The 13,238-nt window shown below is 38.8% G+C and carries 17 protein-coding genes; 3 read left to right on the top strand and 14 right to left on the bottom strand.

Features of this window, described 5'->3' with window-relative positions; all coding sequences use genetic code 11:
• Positions 1-10 precede the first annotated feature (10 nt).
• From rpsL to gltX, 6 genes are all read right to left on the bottom strand, one after another.
• Positions 11-424 carry a 30S ribosomal protein S12 gene (gene rpsL, locus FRX51_RS02495; RefSeq protein WP_009854984.1) on the bottom strand — a complete coding sequence of 138 codons (414 nt, stop codon included), beginning with the start codon at positions 422-424 and terminating at the stop codon, positions 11-13.
• Between the two features lie 220 nt (positions 425-644).
• Positions 645-851, bottom strand: a complete 207-nt coding sequence (locus FRX51_RS02490) for a hypothetical protein (protein WP_146495574.1) — start codon at positions 849-851, stop codon at positions 645-647.
• Positions 852-940: 89 nt separating this feature from the next.
• On the bottom strand, positions 941-1,483 hold the full coding sequence (gene nusG / locus FRX51_RS02485) for a transcription termination/antitermination protein NusG (RefSeq protein WP_146460819.1): 543 nt from the start codon (positions 1,481-1,483) through the stop codon (positions 941-943).
• Between the two features lie 52 nt (positions 1,484-1,535).
• Positions 1,536-1,706, bottom strand: a complete 171-nt coding sequence (secE, locus tag FRX51_RS02480; RefSeq protein WP_146460817.1) for a preprotein translocase subunit SecE — start codon at positions 1,704-1,706, stop codon at positions 1,536-1,538.
• Between the two features lie 12 nt (positions 1,707-1,718).
• Positions 1,719-1,871, bottom strand: a complete 153-nt coding sequence (gene rpmG, locus FRX51_RS02475; protein WP_146460815.1) for a 50S ribosomal protein L33 — start codon at positions 1,869-1,871, stop codon at positions 1,719-1,721.
• A 97-nt stretch (positions 1,872-1,968) separates the two neighbouring features.
• Entirely contained in the window at positions 1,969-3,426 is a 1,458-nt protein-coding gene (gene gltX / locus FRX51_RS02470) for a glutamate--tRNA ligase (protein ID WP_146495572.1), read from the bottom strand.
• Positions 3,427-3,659: 233 nt separating this feature from the next.
• On the opposite strand from gltX, the gene FRX51_RS02465 reads away from it, so the two are divergent.
• Positions 3,660-4,472, top strand: a complete 813-nt coding sequence (locus FRX51_RS02465) for a formate/nitrite transporter family protein (protein WP_146495570.1) — start codon at positions 3,660-3,662, stop codon at positions 4,470-4,472.
• Between the two features lie 35 nt (positions 4,473-4,507).
• On the opposite strand, the gene radA is transcribed toward FRX51_RS02465, so the two are convergent.
• On the bottom strand, positions 4,508-5,869 hold the full coding sequence (gene radA / locus FRX51_RS02460) for a DNA repair protein RadA (protein ID WP_146495568.1): 1,362 nt from the start codon (positions 5,867-5,869) through the stop codon (positions 4,508-4,510).
• A 19-nt stretch (positions 5,870-5,888) separates the two neighbouring features.
• Positions 5,889-6,335 carry a dUTP diphosphatase gene (locus FRX51_RS02455; protein WP_146495566.1) on the bottom strand — a complete coding sequence of 149 codons (447 nt, stop codon included), beginning with the start codon at positions 6,333-6,335 and terminating at the stop codon, positions 5,889-5,891.
• A 136-nt stretch (positions 6,336-6,471) separates the two neighbouring features.
• Here FRX51_RS02455 and FRX51_RS02450 point away from each other — a divergent pair, with 136 nt between their 5' ends.
• Both FRX51_RS02450 and galU read left to right on the top strand, forming a co-directional pair.
• On the top strand, positions 6,472-7,485 hold the full coding sequence (locus FRX51_RS02450) for an NAD(P)H-dependent glycerol-3-phosphate dehydrogenase (protein ID WP_146495564.1): 1,014 nt from the start codon (positions 6,472-6,474) through the stop codon (positions 7,483-7,485).
• Between the two features lie 21 nt (positions 7,486-7,506).
• Positions 7,507-8,415, top strand: a complete 909-nt coding sequence (galU, locus tag FRX51_RS02445) for a UTP--glucose-1-phosphate uridylyltransferase GalU (RefSeq protein ID WP_146460803.1) — start codon at positions 7,507-7,509, stop codon at positions 8,413-8,415.
• A 108-nt stretch (positions 8,416-8,523) separates the two neighbouring features.
• Here galU and FRX51_RS02440 read toward each other — a convergent pair whose 3' ends face one another.
• The 6 genes from FRX51_RS02440 to FRX51_RS05885 form a co-directional block, all read right to left on the bottom strand.
• A complete protein-coding gene (locus FRX51_RS02440) occupies positions 8,524-9,189 on the bottom strand; it encodes a rhomboid family intramembrane serine protease (RefSeq protein ID WP_146495562.1) in 666 nt (221 codons plus the stop codon).
• A complete protein-coding gene (locus FRX51_RS02435; RefSeq protein WP_261379791.1) occupies positions 9,179-9,721 on the bottom strand; it encodes a 5-formyltetrahydrofolate cyclo-ligase in 543 nt (180 codons plus the stop codon). Before FRX51_RS02435 ends, FRX51_RS02440 begins: the two co-directional genes overlap by 11 nt.
• A gap of 5 nt (positions 9,722-9,726) precedes the next feature.
• Positions 9,727-10,725 carry a phosphate acyltransferase PlsX gene (plsX, locus tag FRX51_RS02430; protein WP_146495560.1) on the bottom strand — a complete coding sequence of 333 codons (999 nt, stop codon included), beginning with the start codon at positions 10,723-10,725 and terminating at the stop codon, positions 9,727-9,729.
• A 66-nt stretch (positions 10,726-10,791) separates the two neighbouring features.
• The gene (gene recO / locus FRX51_RS02425) at positions 10,792-11,562 is read right to left on the bottom strand and encodes a DNA repair protein RecO (protein ID WP_146495558.1); all 771 of its coding nucleotides are present in this window, start codon (positions 11,560-11,562) and stop codon (positions 10,792-10,794) included.
• A gap of 50 nt (positions 11,563-11,612) precedes the next feature.
• Entirely contained in the window at positions 11,613-12,581 is a 969-nt protein-coding gene (locus tag FRX51_RS02420; RefSeq protein WP_146460793.1) for a ribose-phosphate diphosphokinase, read from the bottom strand.
• Positions 12,582-12,707: 126 nt separating this feature from the next.
• On the bottom strand, positions 12,708-13,238 hold a 531-nt coding region (locus FRX51_RS05885; protein WP_261379790.1), incomplete at its 5' end, for a CHAP domain-containing protein.

Genomic DNA, 13,238 nt, shown 5'->3' with positions numbered 1-13,238 from the left:
CTCCCTTCTATTATCCTTTAGGACGTTTTGCACCGTATTTAGAACGGCCTTGCTTACGGTCAGCAACACCTGCTGTATCAAGTGCACCACGAACGATATGGTAACGTACCCCTGGAAGGTCTTTTACACGTCCACCACGAATAAGTACCACGCTATGCTCTTGCAAGTTGTGGCCGATACCTGGGATGTAAGCAGTTACTTCGATAAGGTTGCTCAAACGTACACGGGCAAATTTACGAAGGGCAGAGTTAGGTTTTTTAGGTGTCATTGTTCCAACACGAGTTGCAACTCCACGTTTTTGTGGTGATGACACGTTAGTTTGAACTTTTTTATGGCTGTTGTAACCAACGTTCAAAGCTGGTGATTTAGATTTTTCTACTTTAGATTTACGTGGTTTACGTACCAACTGGTTAATTGTAGGCATCTACATTCTCCTGTAAGATTTTATTTTTGGTTGTTCTAGCACTTGGTGACAGCCTAGAACAGTGTGTACTTTGCAACTATTTGTCAGCACGTCTCTGTACACTTTGGAGAGACCAAAAGTAAAAAGTACTCCCATTATCTTAGCACGACGGCTCTAACTTGTCAAGGATATTTACCTAAAAATGAGTGGTATTTTTAAGCAAATAGTGATGACATCCTGACTATCTCTTTTCTGAACGGTAGTGGTCATAGGCGATATAAATAATCAGCAATAAAATCGGCATTGACAAGTAATCTGACAAAGTCATTAAATTTTGAGAACTCTTTAATGTTACGACTCCGAAATTTTTCAAGGTTTCAAGTAAGGACAAACCTACTCTTAATGCCAATAAACCAAATAAGAGTATCACTTTCTTGTTTTTTAACATAAGACATCTCCTAGACTTTATTTCTTACAACTTTAGTATAGCAAAGAAAATAAAAAATAACAGGACACCCATGTCCTGTTACTTAACCTTTAATTGATTTCAGCAATCTGATATAGGCCTAGTTCAGCTTGGGTTTCTGAACCAAACATGCTAATCATGATTTTCACTTTGTTGTTTTCAATCTCGATAACTCGACCTTCTTGTCCCATAAAGGCACCATCAATGATTTGTACGGTATCTCCTACCTTGATATTGGTATCAATCACATCAATCGTTTGACCCATTGACAAGAGAATTGAACGAATCTCTTCTTCCAATAATGGTGTTGGTTTTGAACGGTTACCATGTGACCCTACAAAACCTGTAACGTTTGGTGTGTTACGCACCACAAACCATGCCTCGTCTGTCATGACCATCTCAACCAAAACATAACCTGGAAAGCGATTTTCTTCCACTTCCTTGGTTTGACCATTTTTTTCAACATTCACTGTCTGCGTTGGAATCTCAACACGCAAGATGTTTTCCAACATATTATAAGTTTGAGCTCGCTGAATTAGGTTTTCTTTTACCTTATTTTCATAACCTGAATAGGTCTGTAAAACAAACCAGCCCTTATCAAAACTATCTAACATTTTTTATCCTTTCATCAGAAAAAGTCAGATTAACTTTTTACTGTCCCTTTGATTAAAATCGTTTAATTAAATCAAGAATACCCAATGATAATAACTTATCAAAGATAAAAATAATCAAAGCAAAAAACGCTGTGTATTCAATGACTGACAAGAAATCCTTCCAACGTTGTTTGCGATCTGGCCAGCTGGTATCTTTCAAAACCTTAAAAATACTGAATTTCACACCATTCTCCTTTTATCTTGTTTCCTTGTGTAAGGTGTACTTTTTACAATGTTTACAGAATTTATTAACTTCTAACCGTGTCATCTTAGGATTACTACTTAAACCAATCGAATAGTTTCGACTACCGCAATCAACACAGGCTAAACTCGCTTTTTTTTGTGCCATAACGCCTCCGTAACCTACATTTTACCATGACTTATCCTTTTTAGCAAGTCAGATTATGCGTCAAAAAAGGACACTTCCTTTGGAAGTGTCTCTAAAACTAGCTAATTTTTGCTAGCATTTGTTCTAGGTGTTGGATTGATTTCTCTTGACCCAACAAATAGATCGTATTTGGTAGGTCTGGACCATGCATTTCACCTGAAACTGCAATACGAATTGGCATGAAGAGATTTTTCCCTTTGATTCCTGTTTCTTTTTGAACTGCCTTGATTTGTGGAGCAATATTGTCTGCCAAAAATTCTTCTGATGACAACTGACTTAGTTTTTCCTTAAAGCTAGTTAGAACTGTTGGAACTGTTTCAGCTGCCATCACCTCTTTTGCTTCCTCCGATAGACTTGGAAAATCTGTAAAGAAAAGATCCGTCAAACCAACAATTTCATCAACAGAATTTAATTGTGGTTGATAAAGAGCCACCATATCAGCTGCTTTATCTGTCAAACGATCTACCTCTTCAAGATAAGGCTTAGCCATATCAAAAATCTTAGCTGAATCAGCTTTTTTGATGTAGTCATTGCTCATCCAATCCATTTTTTTCTGATCAAAAGCTGCTGGTGACTTGCTCAAACGATTTTCATCAAATAGCTCAATCAACTCTTGACGAGAGAAGATTTCTTCTTCACCACCTGGGTTCCAACCTAATAGCGAGATAAAGTTAAAGACTGCTTCAGGCAGATACCCTTTCTTACGATAGTCCTCAATAAACTGTAGGGTATTGGTATCACGTTTTGACAATTTTTTACCGGTTTCAGAGTTGATAATCAAGGTCATGTGCCCAAATTCTGGAGCTTCCCAACCCAAAGCCTCATAAATCATCAACTGCTTAGGTGTATTAGCGATATGGTCATCTCCTCGGATAACATGAGAAATTTCCATCAGATGATCATCAACAACCACGGCAAAATTATAAGTTGGGTAACCATCTTTTTTCTGAATCACCCAATCACCACCGATGTTGCCACCTTCAAACTCAATTTCACCCTTGACCATATCTGTCCATTTATAAATACCAGATTCATTGACAGCCAAACGAACGGTTGGGATAATTCCCTTAGCTTCACGTTCAGCAATGTAGGCTGCTTTTTCCGTTTCCGTCATGCCTAAAAACTCATTGACGTAACGCGGGGTTTCTCCAGCGGCCTCTTGACGCTCACGCTCAGCAGCCAGTTCTTCTTCAGTCACATAAGATTTGTAAGCCAATCCCTTTTCTAAAAGCTCATCTACATATTGCTGATAGATTGCTAGGCGTTCTGATTGACGGTATTGTTCATGAGTTTCTGGGCTTTCATCCCAATCAATCCCCAACCAGCGTAGATTTTCTAGCTGCGAGCGTTCACCATCTTCAACATGACGTTTACGATCTGTGTCTTCAATACGAATGATAAATTGACCACCATGATGACGGGCATAGAGATAATTAAACAAAGCAGTACGGGCATTACCAATATGAAGCAAACCCGTTGGACTTGGTGCGTAACGCACACGAATTGGTTTTGACATTTTACTCTCCTGTTATTGAGGGGCTAACACCTCTAATAGTTCAATCCATTTTATTATATCATAAATGACGAAAAACGAACCTTTCTAATCCCTCTTTAATTGAGACTTTTTCATTTTTTCTATGAAAACGTTAACTTTATAAAAATGTGAAGTTTTTTACTAAATCATCTTTTTCTCCTTAGCAAATATGTTATAATAGCTATGCTTTATCAAAATAAAATAGGAGAATAGAGATGAAAAACAACTACACTGGTTATAACAGTGAATTGATTAACAACCTCGCTAAAAGCATTGAAAAAAAAGACGACTTGTCACGTCATAATTACCTCAAATATGCTGTGAGGTCTATGCTAGCAACCATGTTTTTAACCTTGGGGACAGCTGTTGCCTTTTATATCGCCTCATATAGCGATAATCTCGTGCCGCATTCTGGTAAATTCCTTTTTGCCTTTATGTTTAGCTGGTCACTCGTTATGATTGTCTATATGAATGCTGAGTTGGGTACTTCTAACATGATGTATATGACCAGTGCTGTTTACAATAAAAAATTACGTCTTTTAACAGCAGGGAAAATCCTTGTAACCTGTATCTTCTTTAACTTAGTTGGGGCTCTTTTGTTTTCTTGGCTCATGTCAAAAACAACACCGTTTAACCACCTTACTCCTGACAACTATCTCTTTGAAGCTGTTAGTGCTAAACTAGCTAAATCTCCGATGACTCAATTGATTGAAGGAATTTTTGCCAATATCGTGGTTAATACTGCCGTTTTTGTTGCCCTACGAATGAAAGATGATATTGGCAAGGTCTTTTCAATGATTTTTATCATTTACATCTTTGCCTTTCTTGGTTTTGAACACGTTATCGCCAACTTCGTTTCTTTCCCACTAGCCTTCTTTGCCAACGGTGGACCTGTTGAGGGCATGACCGTTGTTAGCGTCATCTCAAATCTATTCTTTGCTGGATTAGGTAACTATATCGGTGGTGGTCTCATTATTGGCTTACTTTATAGCTGGCTTAATAACTCATCAGAAATCTACGTAGATTAACAAAAAAATCTGTTGGAAAATACCAACAGATTTTTTTAATTAAACACTTGGGTCAAAACGTCCTTGACTCTTGCCACTCCAACTACTTGAATCCCTTTGGGAATTTCAATACCTGTTAATGAATTTTTCGGAGCATAAATCTTTGTAAAACCTAGTTTAGCTGCTTCATTGATACGTTGTTCGATACGTGTCACTCGACGAATCTCACCTGTCAGACCAATTTCTCCAATAAAAGCTTCTTGAGGATTAGTTGGTTGTTCCTTATAACTCGAAGCAATCGCTACTGCAACAGCTAAGTCAATGGCTGGTTCATCTAGTTTGACACCACCTGCTGACTTTAGATAGGCATCTTGATTTTGTAGTAACAAGCCACAACGTTTTTCCAAAACTGCCATAATTAAACTCACACGATTGAAATCCAAACCAGTAGTGGTTCGTTTGGCATTGCCAAAAACTGTCGGTGTCACCAAGGCTTGAACCTCAGCCAATATCGGACGAGTGCCCTCCATGGTCACAACAATGGCTGAACCAGTTGCTCCGTCTAAACGTTCTTCCAAAAACACTTGACTGGGATTTAACACCTCAACCAACCCACTTGATTGCATTTCAAAAATTCCAATTTCATTTGTCGAACCAAAACGATTTTTAACTGCTCGTAGAATTCTAAAAGTATGATGGCGCTCTCCTTCAAAATAAAGCACCGTATCCACCATGTGTTCCAGCATCCGAGGACCTGCCAAAGTGCCTTCTTTAGTGACATGGCCAACAATAAAAATGGCAAGATTATTTGTTTTCGCCAGCTGCATCAGCTCTGCCGTCACTTCTCGAACTTGACTAACAGAACCCTGAACCCCTGAAATTTCTGGGCTCATAATGGTCTGAATGGAATCAATAACCAAGAAATCTGGCTTCAATTTTTCAATTTCTGCTCGCACACTCTGCATATTGGTTTCAGCGTAAAGGTAAAAATCATTGTCAATCTTACCTAGTCGCTCACTACGCAATTTGATTTGCTGGGCAGACTCTTCCCCAGAAACATACAGTACTATGCCTTGATCAGCTAGTTGAGCAGACACTTGTAGGAGTAGGGTAGATTTACCAATACCTGGATCTCCCCCAATTAAAACCAAACTACCTGGAACAACGCCACCACCAAGCACACGGTTAAATTCATCCATTTCAGTTTTCGTTCGTTTGACCCGAATGGAATCTACTTCATTTAACTTCATAGGCTTAGTTTTTTCGCCAGTTAAAGACACACGCGCATTTTTAACTTCAGCTACTTCAACTTCTTCAACAAAAGACGACCATTCCGAACAATTAGGACAACGACCTAAGTACTTGGGCGAATGGTAGCCACATTCTTGACAAATAAATGTCGTTTTTTTCTTAGCCATAGCCTATCTCCTTAAACAACTAAGAGCCTGTACTACCAAAGCCACCTGTTCGAACACCAGTCGCCACATCACCATCAGCCAATAAAAAGGGAGCAAAAACAGCTTGCACCAAGCGTTCACCCTCTATCAACTCGACTGGTCGATCACTTATATTTTTCATTTGGGCAAAAATATGACCCTCATTAGCAGGATTATTATAGTAATCGCCGTCAATGACTCCTACTGAATTGATTAACACCAAGCCTTTTTTACGAGGATTGGAAGAGCGGTCATAGAGATAGAGTACTTCGTTTGACTGCATATAAGCTTTCACTCCTGTTGGAACTAGCTGGATTTCTCCAGGAAGAATCACCATCTCCTTAGCAACTTTCAAATCATAGCCTGCGGCTTGCGCCGTTTCTCTTTTAGGCAATAACTCTATATTTGTGAAAGACGATACCAACTCAAAACCACGTATTTTTGTCATATTAACCTCTTTTCTAGTCTTTTTATTATACACAAGAATGACTTGAATTTCAAAACTTATCAAAGCATCATTCAATAGTAAATTCGCTTACTTTATGATATAATTAAAAAGACAATATGTTCTCAAAGGAGAAACTATGACTAAGCAACGTATCGCTGTTCTAGGGCCAGGCTCATGGGGAACAGCTCTTGCCCAAGTCTTAAATGACAATGGGCACGACGTCAGAATTTGGGGAAACATTCCTGAGCAAATTGACGAAATCAATCAAAACCACACCAATACTCGTTATTTTAAGGATGTGGTTCTAGATGATAACATCAAAGCCTATAAGGATTTGAAAGAGGCTTTAGATCAAGTGACGGCAGTTCTTTTTGTTGTACCAACCAAGGTTACCCGTTTGGTTGCCAAACAAGTGGCTCAAGTTCTTGATCATCAAGTGACAATCATGCATGCTTCCAAAGGATTAGAGCCAGATACCCACAAACGCCTGTCTGAGATTCTAGAAGAAGAAATTCCTGAAAATCTTCGTCACGACATTGTTGTCGTATCTGGTCCTAGTCATGCTGAAGAAACCATTGTGCGTGATATCACCTTAATCACATCAGCCTCTAAAGATTTAACACAGGCCAAATATGTGCAAAAACTTTTCAGTAATCACTACTTCCGTCTTTACACCAATACCGATGTCATTGGCGTAGAGACGGCAGGTGCCTTAAAAAATATTATTGCCGTTGGTGCTGGTATTTTACATGGCTTAGGCTATGGTGATAATGCTAAGGCTGCTATCATTACTAGGGGACTAGCTGAAATCACACGATTAGGTGTTAAGCTAGGAGCTGATCCTCTAACCTATAGTGGCCTATCTGGTGTTGGAGATTTAATCGTCACAGGTACCTCTGTTCACTCGCGTAACTGGCGAGCAGGACATGCCCTTGGTAAAGGTCAAGACCTAGCTAGTATCGAGCAAGACATGGGGATGGTGATTGAAGGTCTTTCAACCACTAAAGTCGCCTATGAACTGGCTCAAGAACTTGGTGTCTATATGCCAATCACCACAGCCATCTATCGTGTTATCTATGAACATGCTGATATCAAAACGTCTATTCTCAATATGATGTCTAATGAATTCCGCCCTGAAAACGAGTGGTAAACTAAATTAAAGGAGTTAATCATGAAAAAAGTAAGAAAAGCCGTTATCCCTGCTGCTGGTTTAGGAACACGTTTCCTTCCAGCAACCAAAGCCTTAGCCAAAGAAATGCTTCCTATCGTTGATAAACCAACCATTCAGTTTATCGTTGAAGAAGCCCTAAAATCAGGAATTGAAGACATTCTTGTTGTAACTGGTAAGGCTAAGCGTTCAATCGAAGACCACTTTGATTCAAACTTTGAGTTGGAGTATAACCTTAAAGAAAAAGGGAAAAATGACCTTCTAAAATTGGTTGATGAAACAACTGGGATTCGCTTGCACTTTATCCGCCAAAGCCATCCTCGTGGTCTTGGAGATGCCGTTCTACAAGCTAAAGCCTTTGTTGGTAACGAACCATTCGTTGTTATGCTTGGCGATGATTTGATGGACATTACAGACGAAAAAGCTGTGCCATTAACCAAACAATTGATGGATGACTATGAAACAACACACGCTTCAACCATTGCAGTTATGCCTGTACCACACGAAGAAGTTTCTGCCTACGGTGTGATTGCCCCTCATGGCGAAGCAACTAACGGTCTGTACAGTGTTGATACCTTTGTCGAAAAACCAGCACCAGAAGATGCTCCAAGTGATTTAGCGATCATCGGACGTTACCTTTTGACACCAGAAATTTTTGACATCCTAGAAAACCAAGCACCTGGAGCTGGAAATGAAATCCAACTGACTGATGCCATTGACACTCTTAACAAAACGCAACGTGTTTTTGCACGCGTCTTTACTGGTAATCGCTATGATGTTGGGGATAAGTTCGGCTTCATGACAACTTCTATTGATTATGCCCTTAAACACCCACAAGTCAAAGATAACCTAAAACAATACATCATTGATCTTGGTAAAAAATTAGAAAAATCTGATAAAAAAAGCAAATAATCAAAACACCTGAGTTAACCTCAGGTGTTTTTTTAACAACAGTACTACGTTATTTTGTTACTGAAACATAAAAAATCTGAGCAAAACTCAGATTTTGTGGGCGTATTATTAAGCATAAAATAAAACTAAAAACAGCACGACTAAACTTAGATAAGTTAGAGCAGCTAGCCAGCGACTTTTCAAGCTAAAAACAGGCTCTGGTAATGAGATAAATACACTAGCCAAGGCTCCACCAATTAACCCACCCAGATGACCAACCAAGCTAACATCTGGCATAAAAAGATTAAATAAAAGATTCAAGACCAATAAACTTTGGTAGGAGCGTCCTAATTGTTTGAGATAAGGATTTTTGCTAGCATAACCAACCACAACTACAGCTGCAAACAGACCAAACAAGGACGTTGAGGCTCCAGCAGCCAGTACACTTGGAGTGACAAACATGGTTAGTAAATTACCAAAGCCACCAGCTAACAAATACAAGATTAAGAAAGATTTTGACCCCCATAACTTTTCTACTAAATGACCTAAAAAATAAAGGGTAACGCTATTCATTATAAAATGTTGCCAGCCAATATGCACAAAAATCGGCATGATCAAACGCCAAAGCTGACTGGGTCGAATTTTAACCCAATCACCGTACATGCCACCAAAATCAAATACAGCTTGGCCTGAACTAGCCTGCCCTAAATAACGCAACTGCATCAATAAAAAGACTAGTACCGTTACTGCTAATAAAAAATTGGTTGCTGGATAGGTTCGCCATTCAGCCTTCATCAATCACTACCTCTTTCACTCTTACATCATGTTTTTCTGGTAAAAATTCTTGTAACTGGCAAGTATAAGCTGTCACCAAAGTATGACCAGAAAAATCAGCTAAATAACAGTCATAATAACCTCCACCAAAACCAATACGATAACCTTGGTAGTTAATTACTAATGCTGGAACATGAATTAAATCAATCTTAACTTCTGCCACTGGTTTATCCATTCTCGGCTCTAACAAGCCAAAACTTGTTCGCACTAGATTAGCTTCATCATAAGGCAAAAATATCATTTTACCATCAGCAAACGTCTTTGGCACGAGCACTTGCTTTCCTGCCGCCTGAGCTGATTTGATCAAATCTCTCGTATCATATTCAAAATCAAAAGATAGGTACGTTGCTAAACAATCAGCCTTTTGATAAACAGGATGAGCCAAGAAAGCATCTAGTAATCTTCGATTGGCTTGCCTCTTTTGTTCAACAGGCATTTGTTTCAAACCTTTAATCATGCTCTGTCGCAAGAATTGTTTTGTTACGTTAATCACTATACTTATTGACGATTTTGGTCAAAATTACGAACCAATTCCTTAACCACTTCAGTTTCCAACATCTTTCTAATCTGCCTGATAGTATGATAAATCGCCTTACTATCACTAGAACCATGTGCCTTGATGACAGGTGCCTTTACTCCAAAAAGAACCGCACCACCAGCACTTGAGTAATCTAAACTGTCTTTCATGCCACGCAAACTATCTTTAATCATTAAGGCACCTAGTTTTGTTTTAACACCACCTGTTGTCAAGGCTGATTTTAATTGCCCCATAATCGCCATGGCTGTCCCTTCCATGGTTTTCAGCACTGCATTACCAGTAAAACCATCTGCCACGACCACATCCACTACACCAGTCATTAAGTCACGAGCCTCAACATTACCAACAAAAGTCAACTGATCATCATTGGACAAAAGCTCATAGGTTTCCTTACGCAAAGGATCCCCCTTACTAACCTCTGTTCCGTTATTCAACAAGCCCACACGAGGTTTGTCAATATTGCGCACAAACTTAGCATAAAAACTCCCCAAAACCGCATATTGATGTAAGTGCTTAGCGGTATTTTCAGCATTTGCTCCCAAATCCAACATATCAAAACCCTTGCCATCTACGGTTGGTAGAGTAGATAATAAACCTGGACGATCAATCCCTTTAATTCGACCAACCACAAAAAGACCTGCCGCCAAAAGAGCTCCCGTATTTCCAGCAGATAGGACAGCATCCGCTTGACCTTCTTTAACCGCCTTAGCAGCCAAAACCATACTGGCTTTCTTTTTTTGTCGAATCGCCTTAGCTGGTTCATCATCTGAAGCAATTTTTTCAGTGGTATGAATGATACTAACACGTTCTGTCACTGTCAAATGAGGTCGAATAGCGGCTTCATCACCATATAGTTGAATCTCAAGATCTTGAAACTCAGCTAAAGCTTGATTAACACCTTCAACTAAAGCTTGTGGGGCATAATCTCCACCCATAGCATCTACTGCAATACGTTTCATTTTTTCTCCTTTTTAATAGATAACAATACTGCTATTATAACATGATTCCGTCAGTTTTTCAGTTCCTCACCCATTGTCTGATTCTCGCATGATTTGGCCCCAATTCTCCAATTGATCAAGAAATTTCTTACTTTTTAGTTGAATTCCGACATATTCTTCATAAAGCTGATCGATAAACAAACGCAATTTCGACTTAATCTCTTTCTTAAGAGAAATACTCTGTAACTCAGAAAAATTAACTGCCTGAAACTTATTTAATAAAAAAGGGACATTGGGATCTAAATGGCTACGACGCTGATCTTCATGATAATGTTTTGGACACAATACACCTGCATATTTAAAAGAAAAATCAAATGCTTGCTCTTTCCTTCGACAAATCACACATTCACTAAAATTTAAGTCAATACCAAAACGAGATAGAATTTGTATCTCAAAAATATTGGTTAATATTTCATAATCAATCCCGTCATCCATCAACTCCAAAGTCTTCGTCAAAAAGGCAAAAAGATGAGGATCATGAGTACCATCACTAATGGCAGCGTCAGATAAAGCTACAATATAACTAGCATAAGACAGACCAAAAATATCACTATTGATTTGCGAAAAAACTTTAATTTCATGATAATCTCTAATATAAGACAAACCTTGTGTATTGATATTAAGAATAAATTCAGCCAAGGTCAAGGGTTGAATAACAGGAGCTAGTTTAGAACGACTAGCATGCTTCACAAAAAACATGCGTTTGCCTGCTTGCTCAGTAAAAATCTTAACCAGCTTATCATCTTCACGAAAATTTTGATTATAAAGAATTAAACCTCTTGTTTCTTGAAGTACCATAAAAATATTATACCAAAATCAAAAATCGTTAGCCTAGGCTAACGATTATTTTATTTTCTTTTATCTAATTCAAATAAGGGAGAAAGTGGGCGTTTTTCATGAATACGGATAATCGCATCTGCTATTAACTGACTAATCGAAATTTGTTCAATCTTATCAATTAAACGCTCTTCTGGTAGGTAAATCGTATCCAAAACCACCAATTTTTTAATGGCTGAATTTTGGATATTATCAAGGGCTGGACCAGATAAGACTGGGTGAGTACATGAAGCATAAACACAAGTTGCTCCTGCTTCTGCCAAGGCATCAGCTGCATGGGCAATCGTACCTGCTGTATCAATCATGTCATCAATCAAAATACAAGTCTTACCAGAAACATTTCCGATGATATTCATCACTTCACTGGTGTTCATCTTATCGACACTACGACGTTTATCAATAATCGCAATTGGCGTTTTCAAAAATTGAGCTAATTTACGAGCACGCGTCACGCCCCCATGGTCAGGACTCACCACGACGTAATCGTCACCAGTCATCTCACGACGAACAAAATAATCCGCAATCAAAGGAGCTCCCATTAAGTGATCCACAGGGATATCAAAGAAACCTTGAATTTGTGCGGCATGCAAATCAACCGTCAACAAACGATCAACACCAGCTACCTGTAACATATTAGCCACTAATTTTGATGTAATCGGCTCACGAGAACGTGCTTTACGATCCTGACGAGCATAACCATAATAAGGCATAACCACGCTAACAGACTCTGCACTCGCTCGCTTCAGCGCATCAACCATTATCAAAATTTCCATCAAATTATCATTAACTGGTGAGCTAGTCGATTGTAAAATAAAGACATGATGACCACGAATTGATTCTTCAATATTAACCTGCAATTCACCATCTGAAAACTGACGTACACTTGATTTACCCAAAGAAATTCCAATAGTATCTGCTACTCTTTTGGCTAGTTCCTGATTAGACGACAAAGCGAATAATTTTAGGTTTGAAAACGACATGACTTCCTCCAAAGTTTTAATCCACTACTATTTTAGCTTTTTTTCCTTACTTTTTCAATCAAAACCATAAGACTAAATAAAAGAAAAGTCTTTAGAATAAAATCTAAAGACTGTCATTCATTTATTTTAAGGATAAATATACATTACTGTACCACCCCAATAACTTTCATAAGGGTTGAATGTACCACGGTAGTTACCGATTGTTTGATTACCATTATAATTTGATTCCATTACTTGAATACTTGTTGGGCTATTAACGGCTGTTACCAAGGCAACGTGACCATAACCACCACCATCGTAAGGCCATACTGCAATAGAACCCACTGTTGGTGTTGTTCCAACTGAATAACCTGCTGCTTGAGCACTTGCAATCCACTGGTTACCATTACCCCAATAGTTACCAACCCAAGGAGCCAAAGCCTTAACTCCCCATGTACATTGACCAACAGGGTAAGTATTAGTTGCATCATAAGTTTCCTTAACTGTCGTTGATGTTGCAACAACTTCTTCTACCACTGGAGTTGACTCCACTACTGGTGCTGAAACTTCTTCTACCACTGGAGTTGATTCAACTACTGGTGCTGAAACTTCTTCTACCACTGGAGTTGATTCAACTACTGGTGCTGAAACTTCTTCTACCACTGGAGTTGATTCAAC

Source organism: Streptococcus sp. sy010, from assembly GCF_007859175.1.
Taxonomy (GTDB): Bacteria; Bacillota; Bacilli; order Lactobacillales; family Streptococcaceae; genus Streptococcus.
The sequence above is the reverse complement of the archived record's forward strand: the minus strand, read 5'-3'. Positions and strand labels throughout refer to the sequence as shown.

Bases quoted from the DNA above. Each gene is read 5' to 3' on its own strand.
- gltX (WP_146495572.1), bottom strand. From the start codon at position 3,426: ATGTCAAAACCAATTCGTGTGCGTTACGCACCAAGTCCAACGGGTTTG.
- nusG (WP_146460819.1), bottom strand. From the start codon at position 1,483: ATGTTAGATAGTTTTGATAAGGGCTGGTTTGTTTTACAGACCTATTCA.
- FRX51_RS02450 (WP_146495564.1), top strand. From the start codon at position 6,472: ATGACTAAGCAACGTATCGCTGTTCTAGGGCCAGGCTCATGGGGAACA.
- FRX51_RS02455 (WP_146495566.1), bottom strand. From the start codon at position 6,335: ATGACAAAAATACGTGGTTTTGAGTTGGTATCGTCTTTCACAAATATA.
- FRX51_RS02420 (WP_146460793.1), bottom strand. From the start codon at position 12,581: ATGTCGTTTTCAAACCTAAAATTATTCGCTTTGTCGTCTAATCAGGAA.
- FRX51_RS02490 (WP_146495574.1), bottom strand. From the start codon at position 851: ATGTTAAAAAACAAGAAAGTGATACTCTTATTTGGTTTATTGGCATTA.
- galU (WP_146460803.1), top strand. From the start codon at position 7,507: ATGAAAAAAGTAAGAAAAGCCGTTATCCCTGCTGCTGGTTTAGGAACA.
- plsX (WP_146495560.1), bottom strand. From the start codon at position 10,725: ATGAAACGTATTGCAGTAGATGCTATGGGTGGAGATTATGCCCCACAA.
- FRX51_RS02440 (WP_146495562.1), bottom strand. From the start codon at position 9,189: ATGAAGGCTGAATGGCGAACCTATCCAGCAACCAATTTTTTATTAGCA.
- rpsL (WP_009854984.1), bottom strand. From the start codon at position 424: ATGCCTACAATTAACCAGTTGGTACGTAAACCACGTAAATCTAAAGTA.
- rpmG (WP_146460815.1), bottom strand. From the start codon at position 1,871: ATGGCACAAAAAAAAGCGAGTTTAGCCTGTGTTGATTGCGGTAGTCGA.
- FRX51_RS02465 (WP_146495570.1), top strand. From the start codon at position 3,660: ATGAAAAACAACTACACTGGTTATAACAGTGAATTGATTAACAACCTC.
- recO (WP_146495558.1), bottom strand. From the start codon at position 11,562: ATGGTACTTCAAGAAACAAGAGGTTTAATTCTTTATAATCAAAATTTT.
- radA (WP_146495568.1), bottom strand. From the start codon at position 5,869: ATGGCTAAGAAAAAAACGACATTTATTTGTCAAGAATGTGGCTACCAT.